This window comes from Sphingomonas sp. PAMC 26605 (assembly GCF_000241485.1).
GTDB lineage: Bacteria > Pseudomonadota > Alphaproteobacteria > Sphingomonadales > Sphingomonadaceae > Sphingomonas.
Genome location: NZ_JH584241.1, coordinates 2,668,225 through 2,683,371, shown reverse-complemented (window position 1 = coordinate 2,683,371; position 15,147 = coordinate 2,668,225). Strand labels below are relative to the sequence as shown.

Sequence of the window (15,147 nt, the reverse complement as noted above, 5' to 3'; positions counted from 1 at the left end):
GGATGAGCAAGCTACGGCTATTGCGCAGATATGGTGCGAAAGGGGTGAATATACCGTTAGGAATGCCCGGCCAGCAATTCGCGCGGATAGGAATGCCCGAGAAACGCCGTCGGGCTCGCCGTCAGGCCATACGCGCCGGCCATGAACACCGCAACCAGATCCCCCGTTTGCGCGATCGGGAGCGTGACGCGGTCGGCAAGGCGATCGAGCGGGGTGCACAGCGGGCCGACGACGCTGACCGTCTCCGTCGCCGTATCGGCGGAGGCGGTTGCGATGCTCACCGGATAGTTGCGTCTGACCACCGTACCCAGATTGCCCGTCGCGGCGAGTTGATGATGTAGCCCGCCGTCGACGACTAGGAAGGTCTCGCCGCGACTTTCCTTCCGATCGATCACGCGCGTGAGATAGACCCCTGCCTCACCGACGAGCCAGCGCCCGAGCTCGATCGCGAAACGTGTATCGCCGAGTGCCGGGCTGCGGTTGGCGCGCGTTTCGCGCAACGCCTCGCCGATCGCAGCGAGATCGAGCGGTACTTCGCCGGGGAAATAGGGAATGCCGAAGCCCCCGCCGAGATTGACCAGAGGCGGCATGACGCCGATCTGCTCGGCGAGACGTCCGGCGAGCGCCATCGTCGCCGCCTGCGTCTCGATGATCGCCCCTGCGTCGAGTGCCTGCGAACCTGCGAAGATGTGCAAGCCCCGCCAGTCCGCCCCCGCCGCGATCACGTCGCGCGCGACCGTTGCCGCGCGATCGGCATCGATCCCGAACGGCGATGCGCGCCCACCCATCCGCATCCCCGATCCGCGCAGCTCGATCTCGGGGTTGACGCGGATCGCGAGGCGCGGCGTGACACCGATCCGGTCGGCAATGCCGAGCGCGCGGGTCGCCTCGCTCGCCGACTCGAGATTGATCGTAATGCCGGCTTCGATCGCCGCGGTCAGCTCGTCGTCGCGTTTGCCGGGGCCGGCGAAGCTGATCGTCGCGGGCGGCTTTTCCGCCGCAAGCGCCATCGTCAGTTCGCCCCCCGAAGCGATGTCGAAGCCGTCGACCAGCGGCGCCATCGCCGCAAGCAAGGGTGCGAACGGATTGGCCTTGATCGCATAATGCAGGTCGATGCCACCAAAGGCGGCGCGAAACCGCGCGATCCGAGCGGCGACCACCGCCATGTCATAGACGAACAGCGGCGTATCGCCCGCCGCCGCAACCCAATCCTCGGCAGTGCGGCCGGCGATCGCAAGTGGTTGGGTCGCAAAGTCGGTTGGAATCGCGCCCATCGGTTTCATGTCGTCAGTTCCGCTTTGATCGCTGCCCGGTCGAGCTTGCCATTGGCGTTGCGCGGGAGCTCGACCCGCCACTCGTAGCGGCTGGGCTGCTGAAAGCTCGGCAGATCGCGCCGCAAGCGCGTGCGCAAGTCCGCCTCGCGCGTACCGTCGCCGCGCGCGACCACGACGATCGCCTGGCCGAGCCGCGGATCGGGGACGCCGAGCGCGACGGCCTCGACCGTCTCGCCACCCGCCACGACCGCTTCCTCGATCTCGGTCGGGCTGATGCGATTGCCCGCACTCTTGATCATCTCGTCGTCGCGCCCGACGAAACGCAACAAACCATCGGCATCCGTCACGACGGTGTCGCCCGACCAGACCGCCATACCGCCGGATTGCGACCAGGCGGGCGCAGGCCGGAAGCGCTGTGCGCTGCGTTCGGCATCGCGCCAATAGCCCTGCGCGACCAACGGCCCGGCATGGACGAGTTCGCCCGGCTCACCCGCTGCTGCTCGCGTACCATCGGGGCGCACGATCATCACCTCGGCGAACGGGATCGCGCGGCCGATCGATTCGGGGTGCGCGGCGACCAGATCGGGGGCGAGATAGGTCGAGCGGAACGCCTCGGTGAGGCCATACATTGGGTAGATATCGGCCCGCGGGAAGGTCGCCCGCAATCCGGCGATGAGCGGTGCGGTCAACGCGCCGCCGGAATTGGTAAGCCGTTTCAAGCAGCTTGCCACGGCATCCGGCCATTGGCTCTCAAGCAGTTGCAGCCAGAGCGGCGGTACGCCCGCAAGCGTCGTCGCACCGACGCGCTCGACCGCCTTCACCACGTCGCGCGGCGTCAGATAGTCGAGCGGGGCATAGCGCGCGCCCGCAGCCCAGGTCGAGAACAGCTGGTTCTGGCCGTAATCGAAGCTCAACGGCAAGACGCCGAGTACCCGGTCATCGGGGGTGAGTTTGAGATAATGTGCGACGCTGACCGCCCCAAGCCAGAGGTTGGCATGGCTGAGCATCACGCCCTTGGGACGTCCGGTCGACCCCGACGTATAGAGGATCGCGGCCAGCGTATCGGGGGCGCTGCGCGATGGCGGGGTTCGCGCCGTCGCGCTAACGTCTTCTTCGAGGAACAGCGTGCATCCCGCTGGAATATCGCCATTTTCTACCGTGTCCCGCCTGCCTGCCTGCGTCACGAGTCCCGCAGCGCCGCTGTCGGCGAGGATATAGGCGACCTGCGCCCGCTTGAGCATCGGGTTGACCGGCACGTGCACCAAACCCGCGCGCGGCGCCGCCATGGGTAGCACGCATGCGAGGCGAGTCTTGGGCAACCAGCTCGCGACACGCGCGCCGATGGGATAGCCTTGCGCCGTCAGCCATGCCGCCACTTCGCCAGTAAGCCGCTCGAGACCGTCGAAATCGAGCGTCCCCGCGCGGTCGACCAACGCCGCCGCATCGCCGCGTCCGCATGCCGGCAGCGTATCGATGGGACGTGGCATAGGATCAAGCGCGCGCATGCCCCCTGATAGCGCGCGTGCTACGGCTGTGAAGGGCCTGCTCTTGGCATCGACCGGCCCAGTCTCTATCGCGGTGCAACATAACGGCTGAAACCGGGGTCCTTGTGCTTCCAGATAATTACGACCAAATCGATTCGACCGTCCGCGCGACGCTGCGCGACGTGCTCGGGCTCAGCGAGGCGCGCGCCGCGTCGCTCACCGCTGACACCGCGCTGTTCGGCGCGATGCCCGAGCTCGATTCGATGGCGGTCGCCGGGCTGCTGACCGAGATCGAGGAGCGGCTCGGCATCCTGATCGAGGATGACGAGGTCGATGGCGAGATGCTCGAAAGCTATGGCAGCCTCGTCCGCTTCGCCGCGGCCAAGACGCCGCGATGACGGCTGCGGCTTGATCGACTCATACGAAACGCGTGGCGGCCGCGAGGCCATGCTGCGTTTCGGACCGGCGGACGGGCCGGTCGCGGTGGTCGCTCTGCCGCTGTTCGAGGAGGCGAATCGCGTACGTGCCTTCGCCGTGGCGATCTGTCGCGCGCTGGCGCGGCGCAGCATCGGCAGCATGCTTCCCGACGTACCGGGTCAGGGGGAGAGCCTCGTTCCGCTCGAAGCATGCGGTATGGTCGATTTCAGCGAGGGCTTGGCGGACGCAATCGCGCAGGAGCACGCCGGCGGCCGCGCGTGCTATGGCGTTGCCATCCGGAGCGGCGCGCTGATCGCCAAAAGCACGCGACTGCGCGGTCGCTGGCATCTCTCGCCGCAGGATGGTCCGAGCTTGTCGCGGGAGCTTTACCGAATTCGGCAAGGCGCCGGTCGACCGGACGCGACGCATGACGAACGCGAAGCTACCGAAAGCAAGGCGCACCTCGAGATCGCAGGCAACCGGATCGCGCGCGATCTGCTGACCGACCTCTCGGATCACACCGTTTGGACCACCGCGGATGGCGGGTTTGTACGCACGGTGCGGCTTGAGACCGACGCCCTACCGGCGGATCGCCATGTGCCGGGCCCACCGTTGTGGCGGCGCGCCGAGCCCGACACCGACGCGGCGCTTGCCGCACTGCTGGCTGACGACATCGCCGACTGGATCACCCGATGCGAAGCGTGATCCGTTTTTCCTGCTCCGACGACACGCTGTATGGAACACTCGACTCGGCGCCGGGCACAACCGGGCTGCTGATCGTTTCTGGCGGCAGCGAAATCCGGATCGGCGCGCATCGTGGGATGGCCTTGCTTGCGCAGCGGCTTGCTGCGCGGGGTATCCCGGTCCTGCGCTTCGACCGGCGGGGGGTTGGCGACTCGACCGGGATCAATGGGGGTTTCTTGACGTCGGGTCCCGACATCGCCTGCGCGGCAGCGACGTTCCGCGCCGAGACGGGGATCGACCGGCTCGTAGGCTTCGGCAATTGCGACGCCGCGACCGCGCTCGCCTTGTTCGGCGCGGCGGCGGGGATCGATCGGCTGATCCTCGCCAATCCCTGGGTGATCGAGCAGCCCGACGAGCTCCCCCCGGCCGCAGCGATTCGCGCGCGCTACGCGGAAAAGCTCAAAGATCCCCGCGAATGGCGCCGGCTGGTCCGCGGCAGTGTAAACTTCAGCAAGCTCGCCAAAGGCTTGGCGAAGGTTGTGCAGACCAAGGTCGAGGTCGCCGACAGCCTCGCAAACCGGCTTCACGCCGCCTTGGCCGCGCGCGAGCGGGACACGACCATCCTGCTTGCCGCCCGCGATAATACCGCGATCGCGTTCCGTGAGACTTGGGATGGCCCGGTCGCGCTGTGCGACACCGACAGTCACAGCTTCGCGCACCCCGCCGATGCGGCGTGGCTCGAAGCGCAGATCGTCGCAGCACTTCTGCGCGGCTAGCGCGCACACCCCGCTAGCGGGGTGGAGAAAGCGCCAAACCCTATTCCGCCGCCTCGGCCAGCTCGAACTCGGCCTCCGCAAGGAAGCGCTCGGCATCGAGTGCCGCCATGCACCCCGTCCCCGCCGCGGTCACCGCCTGTCGGTACACCTTGTCCATCACGTCGCCGCAGGCGAAGACCCCCGGTACGCTGGTACGCGTCGAGCCTGTCTCGACCCACAGATAATGGTCCTCGTCGAGCTTCAAATGCCCGCGGAACAGCTCGGTCGCGGGATGATGCCCGATCGCGACGAAGCCGCCCTCGGTATCGAGCCGCGACTTCTCGCCCGTCACCGTATCGACGAGATCGATCGCGACGAGCCCGGCCGTCCCGCCGCCATCGACGAACTGGTCGACTTCCTTGTTCCACAGCACCGTCACGCCCTTGTGCGCGAACAGCCGCTCCTGGAGGATGCGCTCGGCGCGGAGCGAGCCGCGGCGGTGGATCAGCGTCACGTCGGGTGAATGGTTGGTGAGGTACAAGGCTTCTTCAACCGCGGTGTTGCCGCCGCCGATCACCGCGACCTTCTTCCCCCGATAGAAGAAGCCGTCGCAGGTCGCGCACGCGCTGACGCCCTTGCCCTTCAACGCGTCCTCGCTGTCGAGCCCGAGCCATTTGGCTTGTGCGCCCGTCGCGATGATCAGCACGTCGCCTTCATACACGTCACCGCTGTCGCCGGTCAGCCGGAACGGACGCTGCGTCAGGTCGACCGCAACGATCGTGTCGTACATCAGCGTCGTGCCGACATGCTCGGCCTGTTTCTGCATCTGCTCCATCAGCCAGGGGCCCTGGATGACGTCGGCGAAACCGGGATAGTTCTCGACATCGGTCGTCGTCATCAACTGCCCGCCGGGCTGGATGCCCTGAACGAGGATCGGCTTCATCCCGGCGCGCGCGCCGTAAATGGCGGCTGATAGACCCGCCGGGCCCGAGCCGAGAATCAGCATACGCGTGTGATGGGTGGTCATGATGGCTTTCGTCCTGTCGGACCGCCGCCTCTAGGGGAGCGACGGACCGGCCAATGAGATGGGAGTTCGCCGACCGCGCGCAAGGGCGCGCGGTGGGCGATCAGGCTGGCATGCGATACAAGCCGCACAGCTTGTTGCCCGCAGGATCGCGGAGATAGGCGAGATACAGCTTGGCGACACCGGCGTCGCGGACGCCGGGATCGTCCTCGACTGCGGTGCCGCCCGCGGCGATGCCGGCGGCATGCCAGGCGTCGACCTGCTCGGGCGAGGTCGCGGCAAAGCCGATCGTGCCGCCATTGGCATGGCAGGCCGGTGCCCCGTCGATCGGCTTGGTCACCATAAAGCGGCCGCCGGCGTGATCATAGACGAGCCAGCCATTGCTCTCGATCGCCGGCTTGGCGCCAAGCGCGCCGAGCGTCGCGTCGTAAAAGGCGCGCGAGGCCTCGAGATCGTTCGATCCGACCATGACATGGCTGAACATGGGATACTCCGTAGGTTGGCCGCGCGTCGTGCCGCGCTATCGTGCGCGGCTAGCGTATTTGACACGGTCACGGAAGATACGGCGTGTGGCCCAGTCGCGTTGCGTGATCGCGCACAGCGCGTCGCGCCAACGCGCTTGTCGCGACGCCGCCCATCGCCGTATCTCCAATGCCCCTGAAGGAACGCCGATCGCTTATGCTCAGTCCGCTCGAACAGGTCAGCATCAACCTTGCCGCCGCGCGCGCGTTGCGGGCTGAGGCGATGCCGTACCGCGCCATCGGACGCCGCTTGGGGCTGACGACGAGCCAGCTCGGCCATATTCGCCGTACCCTCAAGCGCGAGAAGGCCGGGCAGACGCGGTTGCAGACGACGATGCCGGGGGCAACCGCGCGCGATCTGCCGGTCGGCCGATCAGCGCTGCCCGCGGGGTTGCGCAACATTTTGATGCGCGCCGGATATCGCACGCTAGGCGCGCTCGCCGATCGAATCGCCGACCCCGACCAGTCCGGACTCGAGTCGATCCCAGGTGTCGGACCGTTCCGGACGCGATTGATCTGTGCCGTTTTGGACCAATTCGGTCTTAACGCTGGTCCCGCGGATTTGCGGGGCGAGATCGAAAAGCTGTTCCCCGAATTGCGCGACTAGGGTTTTGCTCGGGGAAGCGATGCCGCGGACCTCGGTTGCAAAACCGCGTGGGTCGCCTTCGTCAGGATTCTGGCTTTGACCATGATAAATCAAAGTTGGACGACTCCACGTCGGTCATTACGGGTATCGCGGAGCAGACCGATAGCGGCAGAATCTATAATCGTTTTGCGAATGTGATCCAGTATTGCAACGCCTTGTTCGCCGCTGTTCCGCCCCGCCAACGGCATCGCCTACATCCTCCCCGAAACGCCGGCCTTCGGCAGCCTGATCACGCATATCGAGACCCACCCGCACCCGCGATGACCCGTGCGGTCCGTAGCGCGTGCGGTACAGTCGGCTGGAGCCATTCGGCGCGTCATGCTTTAATGCTGGCCGCCTCCCTACGACCCGCGGGCGGCCCGGAAGGACTTCTCCATGCGTTACAATAAACTCGGCCGCACCGGTCTGTTCGTCTCGGAACTGTGCCTCGGCACGATGACCTTCGGCGGCGGCGACGACATGTGGGGCAAGATCGGCCAGCTCGGCCAGGACGAGGCCGATGCGCTGCTCCGCGGCGCGATCGATGGCGGGATCAACTTTATCGACACCGCCAACGTCTATTCCAACGGCCGCTCGGAAGAGATCACCGGCCAGGCGATCCGCAACCTCGGGCTCAAGCGCGAAGAGATCGTCGTTGCGACCAAGGCGTTCGGCGAGATGGGGGCGGGCCCCAACGCGCGCGGCGCCTCGCGCTATCATTTGATCGATGCGTGCAAGGCGAGCCTCAAGCGGCTCCAGCTCGACCATATCGATCTCTACCAGATCCACGGGTTCGACCCCGCCACGCCGATCGAGGAGACGCTGCGCGCGCTCGATACGCTCGTCCAGCACGGCCATGTGCGCTATATCGGCGTGTCGAACTGGGCCGCGTGGCAGATCGTCAAGGCGCTCGGCATTTCCGAGCGGCTCGGGCTGCATCGCTTCGCCTCGCTCCAGGCCTATTACACGATCGCCAGCCGCGATCTCGAGCGCGAGATCGTGCCGATGCTCGACTCCGAGGAGGTCGGGCTGATGGTGTGGAGCCCGCTCGCCGGCGGCTTCCTATCGGGCAAGTACGACCGCGCCGACGAGAGCAAGACCGACGGCCGCCGCGCACAGTTCGATTTCCCGCCGATCGACAAGGATCGCGGTTATGCGATCATCGATGTGATGCGCCCGATCGCTGAGGCGCACGGCGTTTCGGTGGCGCAGGTGGCGCTCGCCTGGCTGCTCCACCAGAAGGCGGTGTCGAGCGTGATCGTCGGCGCCAAGCGGCCCGACCAGCTGACCGATAATCTCGCCGCGATCAAGGTCGAGCTTTCGGCCGACGCTCTCGCCAAGCTCGGCGAAGCAAGCGCTTTGCCTGCTGAATATCCCGGCTGGATGTTCGAGCGTCAGGGCGAATATCGCCGCGCGCTGCTTGATAAGATGCGCTGACGCCCGCGCCCGGTTCGCCTTTGCGGGCGGGCCGCTCATTGGCCCCCACCCGTCACCCCGGGCTTGTCCCGGGGCCCACCGTGCCGCGAACGCTGCCGGAGTCATCGCGCACATCGTGGTAGACCCCGGGACAAGCCCGGGGTGACAAAGTGGGATATCGGACAAACGCCAGCACATAAAAGGATGGTAGCGAAGGATCGCTACCCACGTAATCACCCGGTGCGCTCCATCATGACCTGAGCCCGGGTCCACGCAGACGGCCGTTTGCCGTCCCAAGCTTTCCAACAGGCCCCCCGTAGCGGGTCGATCGACCAGCTACCTCATCCGCACGTCCGACGTCGAAGCGAACGCGCTTCTGGCGGCGGTTTCGTGCGTCCCGCGAATTCGTGCCCGGGGGCCGAACGATGGCTACTGCCAAAGACCTATCTACCGCCGCTTCATCACCAAGCCTTGCCGCGGCGAACGCCGGCCGCGTCCAGCGCCAGAAGGTGCGAGGCCTAGTCCATAGCCTCGGCTTCAGCTTTACGGGCAAGCGCCGCGGCAGCTGCGCGGTTCTGGCTCACAGCCGCCTGGCTGGCGAGGCCGAGCTGCGCGGCTGGCGGCATCACAACGTCTTCCCGCGGGTCGAGAAAGAGACACGACTGCAGCAGATCTTTGCCTGGGCCGACGAGCACAAGGTCAAGGGCAAGCCTTGGGGACTGCTTTCCCCGAAGCAGAAGATCATCCTCGAGGTGCTGCACGACGCGCGTGACTATCGCACCGGCCGACTCGACTACGCGTTCTCGCAAATCTGCGCGATGGCGCGTTGCACCACGCAGACGCTGAACGACGCGATCAAGAAGTTCGAAAGCCTGCACCTGATCGAGAAATGGCGTCGCATGGTACCGCTCCTCGATGCGGAGACCGGCGGCGCGCGCAACACCCAAATCAACAACGCATATTTCCTGAAGCTGCCTGGAGAGGTCGCCAAGCGGGTGCGGGCAGCGCTCGAGAAGCTCGGCGAGATCATTCTGCCGCCCGTGCAGCCGCCCAGGGAGCCGACGGAGCACGAGGTGACCGCTGCCGCCGGATCGCGAGCCAAAGCCGCCAGGACCGACGGTAGCGCCTCTGCACGCCACGAGCATTACGCGAACAGTGCCGCCCAGGACATGATTGCCCGCGGCAACGCCCCTCTTACTTCGTAGCTTCGCGATTCTAGTATTTAGAGAGTCCACCACCACAGGAGTTTAAGATTGAAAGGAGCGCCTTCGGCGCGCGTAGTTTGAAGTCCCTCCTGGCCGATAGGCCCCCTCCCCAGTCTGCGACGTCACCAAGACGCCGCGGTGGACCGATCGGCTATGGCCGATCGGGTGCTGCCCGGGGGGCGCACGGCATTTTCTGTGCCACTTCGCCGCAAGCGCTACCCGAGCGGCCCAGCCGCGATATCGTCCGAATTGGGGGCGATCAGCGCCCCCCACTCCTCGAGCAGAGCGCGCCGCGCGGCGAGATGCTGGGCCCGGTTGTACGCGAGCTCAACCTTCGTCATTCCCTTCGGCTTGTGGCCCAGTGCGCGATCGATATCGGCGCGATCGTCCGGCCGGCGCTCATTCATCACCGTCGAGAAACTGGCGCGCCACCCGTGCGGGACATGTCGGCCAGCGAAACCGGCGCGCACGTAGAGATCTCCGATCGCGCCGGCGCCGATCGCCGCGTCTTTCGCGCCGCGGCCGGGAAATACCAGCGCCGCCACGTCTGGGCCGCCGCCGGCGATCGCGCGCGCGCCGCGGAGCACGCCGGCCGCGCGAGAGGACAGCGGCACCAGGTGGTCGTTCACCGAATTGAGCTTGCGCGCCGCGCCCAGCTTCATGCGCGCCGCCGGCACGCGCCACACCGGCGCTGGGCCGTCGAGATCCTCGACCTCGCCCCAACACATACCGCGGAGCGCGGCCAGGCGAACGGCCGTCAGCGCCAGGAACCGCGACGCCAGGCGCAGGATCGGCGAGGCGTCAAGCGCCGCGACCGCGTCGACGAGCTCGCGCAGCTCATCGACGTCGACCAGGGCGGCCTGGCGCCCGCTCGCCGGCGCGGCCGCGAGCGCTTCGCGCACGTCGGCCGGATTTTCAATCGACGTCCAACCGCGTGCTCGAGCGAATTCGAATACCGCCTCGATACGCTGGCGCAGTCGGCGCGCTGTCTCGATCGCCCCGCGCGCCTCGACGCGCTCGAGCAGCTGCAGCACGGCCGGCCGCGTGATCGAAGCGAGCGCAGCCGCGCCGATCGCCGGGAAGACGTCGCGCTCGAGCGCTTCGATGACATCGCTGGCATGGACTGGCGACCAGCCGTCGGTGCGGTGGGCGTGCCAGGCGCGCGCGGCTTCCTCGAAAGTCCTAGCAGCGATCGCGCGCGGCCGCGGATCGTCGCCGCGCGCGCGCCGCTCGAGCGCCGCGTCGCGCTGGGCCCGGGCGTCAGCCAGCGCGATCGATCCGAAGGTGAGCGTCTGCTCGCGGCCGGCCTGGTCGCGATACCGCATTCGGAAGGATTTCGTGCCCGTCGGCGCGACGTGGAGATATAGGCCCTGCGCGTCAGCCATTTTATAGGCGGCCGCGCGGGGCCGCGCGGCTTTCACCGCGGCGTTGGTCAGCATATACAATGCTCCTGGGGACTGGAATTTGCGATGGAAGATCACGGGCTCGGCGCGGCCATGACGATGGCGCGGATCGTGTTTGAGCAGTCGAGCCGCAGGTCCGGCCGAACTGAGAGCTTGCTGCTGCGCGCGCGGCCGGGCGACGTCATAGTCGTCACCACGGCTCGCGACAGGATGCTCCTCAAGCGAAAGCTGGAGGAATCGGGGAAAGCCGACGTAAGGGTTTCGGTGATGACGCCGGACCTAGATCCTAGGGGCCGCGGCGGAACGAATCGGGAGGGCGCGACCCTATTCGATCATTCTTGGATCGAGGCATGGTGGACTAAGCGGATCGCCGGCATCCGAGACGAGCTTGTCGCGATCGAGAGGGACATGTCGACCGAGCCCCCGCCGGCGGCGAGCCGGAGCGACATGGCCTGGCGCTTCTCCGAATACGAGCATCGCAGATGATCTTCGGTGAATATCCATGCTGCAGGGGCGACCTGTGCCTGTCTATGCCGGACAAGAGCCCAGCATACATGCCAGAGGACTGCCCTCACTGCGGCGCAAAAGTTTGGCATCGCCTTAGCCGTGTGCAGAGCGCCTCATGGATTGAGGCCGACTTTTTGGCTGAGCACGAGGTGGACGCTGTCGCTAAGACAGTCATTCCTAAGCCTGGAACAGAGGCAGAGGCTTTCGACCGGTATAATCGCGTCGGTTGGCGAAATGATCCGGCGTTGGCGTACCTTAATCGCTCTGAAACCGACGTTCGGTAACACGATTTCCTCGCCGCCTCGCCGGGCCGGCTGACAATAGCCCGGCCACCGTCCCGAAATGGCGGAGGTACCCTCCGCCCCGGTTGCTATGACGCTCGGTTTTCCGCCAGTTTCGGGGACGAGAACGGGTACGATACCCGCTCTCGAAGCCGCGATACCCACATCGTCACCGCTTCACGCCTGGGTTCATGATATAGATCGGGACCAGGCGCTTACCCAGAAGCGAGAAAGGCGCCGGCCGATTGGCGATAGGAACACCGATCGTGGTGATGTCCTTCGATCCGCACCGGCAGCTGAAGAGCCGAGTATCGACGGGTAATGACGTTCGCACGCCGCGCGCCTTGAAGAACGCATCGACCTCAAAACCTTGGAATACCGCGACGCGCCCGCAGCCGCCGCAGACGACGCCAAGGTCGAGATCGAATGCGCTGTACTCCCCGACCGCTTTCGGAACCTTGGTGCCCATGCCGATCGCGATGCACGGTGGCGGCACGATTCGGCAAGAACATTATAGGAACACCGCTAGCGGTTGCGAATGATCAGCTCGGTCACCCTCTTGCCGCGGCCGGCCGCCGCCGATGATAGCGACCAGGTCGTCTCCACCTCGGTGATCGCGAAGCTTTTAAACACGTCGCGGATAAAGGGCGTGTCGTTGATGGACAGAATGAAATCGCCGCTGATGCCAGCGAGCTGCTCGGCCAGCGCACTATGATGCTCCCGGCCGAAGTCGATGCCGTAGCCGGTCGTCTCGTCATAGGGCGGATCGAGAAAGAATAGCGTCGTCGCGCTGTCGTATCGCCGAATGACATCCGCATAGTCGAGCTGCTCGATCGTCACCGGTGCGAGCCGATCGCGCAGCAGCTTTAGCTCGGCGCGCAAGCTGGCGAGGTTGAACCGCGAATCCTGGTCGCGTCGAACGCCGAAGGTACGGCCGGCGACCCGGCCGCCGAATGCTAGTCGCTGCAGATAGAGGAACCGGACCGCGCGCTCGATATCGGTGAGCAGGCGGGGATCGATCGACCGCTGCCGTTCGAATTCTGCCCGGCTGGCGATCAGCCAGCGGAGCTCGCTAACAAACGGTTCGTAATGACGTCGCACGATGCGAAAAAGGTTGGCGACGTCGCCGGATAGATCGTTGATGACCTCGACCGGCGCCGCGGCGCGCCGGCGGAGAAAGACGCCGCCCATTCCGACAAACGGCTCGACGTAGGTCCGGTGGGGCGTCTCGGCGATGATCGCGGTGAGACGCTTGGCGAGGTTGCGCTTGCCTCCGAGATAAGGCGCGGGTGGACGAACGGTCGTTGATGCACTCATTCAGGCTTCGTCCTTGAGGATAGAAGCACGTCGGCTACGCGCGCTGATGAGCCGCCGATCGGCGCGATCGGCGAGCACCTGGCTGCCGGTGTCAGCAGCAGGATAAAGGGCGGCCGGTGGCCGCGAAAATTTGGAAAATCGCTACGCGACCGACCGACCCGAACCGGGTGGTTAGCCGCGTAGGATTCCTGGGAACTACGCCCCGCGTATTTCCCCGAAGGGTCTTCTATTCCACGGGCCACCCGGCGAACCGGAACCCAGGAATCAACCGCGCGCGCGGGCCACTCTTAACGGCTAAGCTCAGAGCAGCGGTCGGTTCATGCCACGGCGACCGAGATACGTCGAGTGCGCGTCAGCGCCACTATTCGCCGCGGAACGCGCGCCAGGCGGCGGCGAAGCGCGTGTGGCTGATCGCCGCGCGGACGACTGACCACCCGCTCGCGACGGCGACGAGCAGGCTGCCAGCGATTTCTTCGGCGAGCATCGGTATGGCTCCATCGACGGTGCCCTGGTCTACCAGGCCGCGCGTCACGAGTGCGGTGCCGACGATCTTGAGGAGCGAACGAACGACGGCGCCGGCGATCGCGCGCCATACCGTGGCGGCGGGTGCGGAGATCTCGCTCATCGCAGCTTCCCCGTCAGGCACAGCGTTCGCTCGGCCGTGCGCCGATTGATCAGGCCCTGCGAGACCTTTCCGCCTGCTTTGATCCAACCCGGGACCGTGGTCTGCTTGCCCTTCGCATCGGTGACGACGAAGTAGGGGCCGAGCGCTGCACAACCGCCAGCGAAGTCCCCTACTGCAAAGCGCGTGGCAGCGGTCGAACCGTTCCAGCCAGCCACGCCGACATTGAAGGCGAACACGGTTGCGGCCGCGAGCGGCCATTCGTTCCCCTTCAGCGCCGGTGCCCGTTTCAGCACGGCCGGGGCGAAATCTCGCGTCAGCCGGGTGTCGAGCCGCACGTGACATCCTGCCGGGGTCTCGACCATGCCCGGCGTGATGTTCTCCGTGTCGCCATCGCAGATCGTCCAAACGCCAGCGATGTCGCGATAGGCCTTCAGCTGTGGCCGAGATCCGCTTTCGACGGCGGGAATCGCTTGCATCAACAGGGCCGCAACAGCGGCGCCGACGATGCCGATCAGGGTCGCGCCGGCGCGCGGAGACTTCGCCGGCGGTTGCGCTGTCTGCGTCGATTTATTCAGCATCGATGTTCTCCTGATCGGGCCGGCGCGGCGCGCGCGCAGCAATGTCGTCGCCTCGCGGGAGCGCCGCGGCGGCGTCGTAGGTTTGGGTCAGTTCGAGGATACCGGCGTCGAAGTCGTCGAGCGGCTCAGCGGGCATTGTTGGCGCGTGCGCCCTCGATCCGCGCAACGCGCGTATTGATATCGATCAGCTGCTCATCCTGGCGCCGGTTGCGGTCGCGCGACGTATCCAGGCTGTCGCGATTGCGTGCGATCTCGGCGCCCTGCTGAGCGAGCACCTCGCGGACGGCCGATACCGCCGTCGTTGTCTCGCGCTGACCGGTCGACGTCGCATCGAGCTTAGCCAGATACGGCCCGCCGAACGCGCCTACGACTAAGCCTATTGCGCCAAGCAGCACCGCCCCGCTTTTGAAGAGCTCGGAACGGTCGCGGGCCTTGCGATCACCCTCTTCGCGTATCTCCAACTTTACCGCCTGCGCGCGTTCGGCGACGCGGCCGTCGGTCTGCGTCAGACCGTCAACTAGCTTGTCGATCTTGCCGGCGACGCTGCTGACATCGGCACGCACATCCTTCAGGTCGTTGCCAATCGAGGTAACGCTGCTTTCCAGCGCCCTTACCCGGCTCGGGATGTCCTCGGTCACAACCAGTCTCCCCAGATGTAGGCGCCGCCGGAGAAGATCATATCGCGCTCGCGCCTGGACCCATCGTCACCCTTGAGCACCTGCGTCGCCCGCTCACCTGAGCCAGAGCGCTCGGTTATGAGATACCCGTATACCGGCCATCCCTCGCTGCTGATCACCTCATGGCGGGAAGGACCAAGCGGCCACCAAGACGGGGGGTAGGAGAAGAGCGGTCGCTCGACCCAGTAGGGAGGATTTACGACGCGGTTGGTGGTGTTCGCGGTTACGAAGATGCGAGCAAATACAGAGCGCACGTAGCCCCACTCGGCGGCCGCCTGGACATCAAGCGGATGCAGCAGCGCCGGCGTGTCCATGGTGCGCCCGCCCATACGAGCGGCATCGCTCCACAGGTCG

At 66.2% G+C, this 15,147-nt stretch carries 19 protein-coding genes; 7 read left to right on the top strand and 12 right to left on the bottom strand.

The window, feature by feature from the left end; translation table 11 throughout:
- Positions 1-56: 56 nt before the first annotated feature.
- Together RH90_RS12565 and RH90_RS12560 are read right to left on the bottom strand one after the other, a co-directional pair.
- Positions 57-1,283, bottom strand: coding sequence for a pyridoxal-dependent decarboxylase, exosortase A system-associated (locus tag RH90_RS12565; protein ID WP_010186048.1), 1,227 nt, complete (start codon positions 1,281-1,283; stop codon positions 57-59).
- Complete coding sequence (locus RH90_RS12560; protein ID WP_010186046.1) at positions 1,280-2,779, bottom strand: AMP-binding protein; 1,500 nt, start codon at positions 2,777-2,779, stop codon at positions 1,280-1,282. Before RH90_RS12560 ends, RH90_RS12565 begins: the two co-directional genes overlap by 4 nt.
- Positions 2,780-2,883: 104 nt before the next feature.
- Between RH90_RS12560 and RH90_RS12555 the strand changes: the two genes are divergently transcribed.
- The 3 genes from RH90_RS12555 to RH90_RS12545 are packed head-to-tail and all read left to right on the top strand — an operon-like array spanning position 2,884 to position 4,635.
- Positions 2,884-3,156, top strand: coding sequence for an acyl carrier protein (locus RH90_RS12555; RefSeq protein ID WP_010186045.1), 273 nt, complete (start codon positions 2,884-2,886; stop codon positions 3,154-3,156).
- A 10-nt stretch (positions 3,157-3,166) separates the two neighbouring features.
- A complete protein-coding gene (locus RH90_RS12550) occupies positions 3,167-3,880 on the top strand; it encodes a hypothetical protein (RefSeq protein ID WP_029625283.1) in 714 nt (237 codons plus the stop codon).
- Positions 3,868-4,635 (top strand): hydrolase 1, exosortase A system-associated, encoded by a 768-nt coding sequence (locus RH90_RS12545; protein WP_010186042.1) that lies wholly within the window; start codon positions 3,868-3,870, stop codon positions 4,633-4,635. The genes RH90_RS12550 and RH90_RS12545 overlap by 13 nt, the downstream gene beginning before the upstream one ends.
- Positions 4,636-4,675: 40 nt before the next feature.
- Here RH90_RS12545 and trxB read toward each other — a convergent pair whose 3' ends face one another.
- Positions 4,676-5,641 (bottom strand): thioredoxin-disulfide reductase, encoded by a 966-nt coding sequence (trxB, locus tag RH90_RS12540; RefSeq protein ID WP_010186041.1) that lies wholly within the window; start codon positions 5,639-5,641, stop codon positions 4,676-4,678.
- Between the two features lie 100 nt (positions 5,642-5,741).
- Complete coding sequence (locus tag RH90_RS12535) at positions 5,742-6,122, bottom strand: VOC family protein (RefSeq protein ID WP_010186040.1); 381 nt, start codon at positions 6,120-6,122, stop codon at positions 5,742-5,744.
- 194 nt (positions 6,123-6,316) lie between these two features.
- Between RH90_RS12535 and RH90_RS12530 the strand changes: the two genes are divergently transcribed.
- The 3 genes from RH90_RS12530 (at position 6,317) to RH90_RS12520 (ending at position 9,405) form a co-directional block, all read left to right on the top strand.
- A complete protein-coding gene (locus tag RH90_RS12530; protein WP_010186038.1) occupies positions 6,317-6,766 on the top strand; it encodes a hypothetical protein in 450 nt (149 codons plus the stop codon).
- 414 nt (positions 6,767-7,180) lie between these two features.
- The gene (locus tag RH90_RS12525) at positions 7,181-8,221 is read left to right on the top strand and encodes an aldo/keto reductase (protein ID WP_010186036.1); all 1,041 of its coding nucleotides are present in this window, start codon (positions 7,181-7,183) and stop codon (positions 8,219-8,221) included.
- Between the two features lie 404 nt (positions 8,222-8,625).
- A complete protein-coding gene (locus tag RH90_RS12520) occupies positions 8,626-9,405 on the top strand; it encodes a hypothetical protein (protein WP_157134589.1) in 780 nt (259 codons plus the stop codon).
- Positions 9,406-9,620: 215 nt separating this feature from the next.
- Here RH90_RS12520 and RH90_RS12515 read toward each other — a convergent pair whose 3' ends face one another.
- Entirely contained in the window at positions 9,621-10,844 is a 1,224-nt protein-coding gene (locus tag RH90_RS12515) for a tyrosine-type recombinase/integrase (RefSeq protein WP_010186033.1), read from the bottom strand.
- Between the two features lie 30 nt (positions 10,845-10,874).
- Here RH90_RS12515 and RH90_RS12510 point away from each other — a divergent pair, with 30 nt between their 5' ends.
- Positions 10,875-11,294: a hypothetical protein gene (locus RH90_RS12510; RefSeq protein WP_010186032.1), complete on the top strand. Its 420-nt coding sequence runs from the start codon at positions 10,875-10,877 to the stop codon at positions 11,292-11,294.
- Positions 11,295-11,765: 471 nt separating this feature from the next.
- On the opposite strand, the gene RH90_RS12505 is transcribed toward RH90_RS12510, so the two are convergent.
- The 7 genes from RH90_RS12505 to RH90_RS12480 form a co-directional block, all read right to left on the bottom strand.
- On the bottom strand, positions 11,766-12,065 hold the full coding sequence (locus tag RH90_RS12505) for a hypothetical protein (RefSeq protein ID WP_010186031.1): 300 nt from the start codon (positions 12,063-12,065) through the stop codon (positions 11,766-11,768).
- A 56-nt stretch (positions 12,066-12,121) separates the two neighbouring features.
- A complete protein-coding gene (locus tag RH90_RS12500; protein WP_010186030.1) occupies positions 12,122-12,913 on the bottom strand; it encodes a DNA adenine methylase in 792 nt (263 codons plus the stop codon).
- A 361-nt stretch (positions 12,914-13,274) separates the two neighbouring features.
- A complete protein-coding gene (locus RH90_RS12495; protein WP_010186029.1) occupies positions 13,275-13,538 on the bottom strand; it encodes a Pam3-gp28 family putative phage holin in 264 nt (87 codons plus the stop codon).
- Complete coding sequence (locus RH90_RS12490; RefSeq protein ID WP_010186028.1) at positions 13,535-14,116, bottom strand: glycoside hydrolase family protein; 582 nt, start codon at positions 14,114-14,116, stop codon at positions 13,535-13,537. Before RH90_RS12490 ends, RH90_RS12495 begins: the two co-directional genes overlap by 4 nt.
- Positions 14,106-14,252 (bottom strand): hypothetical protein, encoded by a 147-nt coding sequence (locus tag RH90_RS23480; RefSeq protein WP_157134588.1) that lies wholly within the window; start codon positions 14,250-14,252, stop codon positions 14,106-14,108. The genes RH90_RS12490 and RH90_RS23480 overlap by 11 nt, the downstream gene beginning before the upstream one ends.
- Positions 14,242-14,754 (bottom strand): hypothetical protein, encoded by a 513-nt coding sequence (locus RH90_RS12485; RefSeq protein ID WP_010186027.1) that lies wholly within the window; start codon positions 14,752-14,754, stop codon positions 14,242-14,244. Before RH90_RS12485 ends, RH90_RS23480 begins: the two co-directional genes overlap by 11 nt.
- A partial coding sequence (locus RH90_RS12480) for a hypothetical protein (RefSeq protein WP_010186026.1) occupies positions 14,751-15,147 on the bottom strand: 397 nt, incomplete at its 5' end. The genes RH90_RS12485 and RH90_RS12480, both read right to left, overlap by 4 nt.

Bases quoted from the DNA above. Each gene is read 5' to 3' on its own strand.
- RH90_RS12490 (WP_010186028.1), bottom strand. From the start codon at position 14,116: ATGCTGAATAAATCGACGCAGACAGCGCAACCGCCGGCGAAGTCTCCG.
- RH90_RS12545 (WP_010186042.1), top strand. From the start codon at position 3,868: ATGCGAAGCGTGATCCGTTTTTCCTGCTCCGACGACACGCTGTATGGA.
- RH90_RS23480 (WP_157134588.1), bottom strand. From the start codon at position 14,252: ATGCCCGCTGAGCCGCTCGACGACTTCGACGCCGGTATCCTCGAACTG.
- RH90_RS12510 (WP_010186032.1), top strand. From the start codon at position 10,875: ATGGAAGATCACGGGCTCGGCGCGGCCATGACGATGGCGCGGATCGTG.
- RH90_RS12530 (WP_010186038.1), top strand. From the start codon at position 6,317: ATGCTCAGTCCGCTCGAACAGGTCAGCATCAACCTTGCCGCCGCGCGC.
- RH90_RS12495 (WP_010186029.1), bottom strand. From the start codon at position 13,538: ATGAGCGAGATCTCCGCACCCGCCGCCACGGTATGGCGCGCGATCGCC.
- RH90_RS12560 (WP_010186046.1), bottom strand. From the start codon at position 2,779: ATGCGCGCGCTTGATCCTATGCCACGTCCCATCGATACGCTGCCGGCA.
- RH90_RS12500 (WP_010186030.1), bottom strand. From the start codon at position 12,913: ATGAGTGCATCAACGACCGTTCGTCCACCCGCGCCTTATCTCGGAGGC.
- RH90_RS12525 (WP_010186036.1), top strand. From the start codon at position 7,181: ATGCGTTACAATAAACTCGGCCGCACCGGTCTGTTCGTCTCGGAACTG.
- trxB (WP_010186041.1), bottom strand. From the start codon at position 5,641: ATGACCACCCATCACACGCGTATGCTGATTCTCGGCTCGGGCCCGGCG.
- RH90_RS12565 (WP_010186048.1), bottom strand. From the start codon at position 1,283: ATGAAACCGATGGGCGCGATTCCAACCGACTTTGCGACCCAACCACTT.
- RH90_RS12520 (WP_157134589.1), top strand. From the start codon at position 8,626: ATGGCTACTGCCAAAGACCTATCTACCGCCGCTTCATCACCAAGCCTT.
- RH90_RS12505 (WP_010186031.1), bottom strand. From the start codon at position 12,065: ATGGGCACCAAGGTTCCGAAAGCGGTCGGGGAGTACAGCGCATTCGAT.
- RH90_RS12535 (WP_010186040.1), bottom strand. From the start codon at position 6,122: ATGTTCAGCCATGTCATGGTCGGATCGAACGATCTCGAGGCCTCGCGC.
- RH90_RS12515 (WP_010186033.1), bottom strand. From the start codon at position 10,844: ATGCTGACCAACGCCGCGGTGAAAGCCGCGCGGCCCCGCGCGGCCGCC.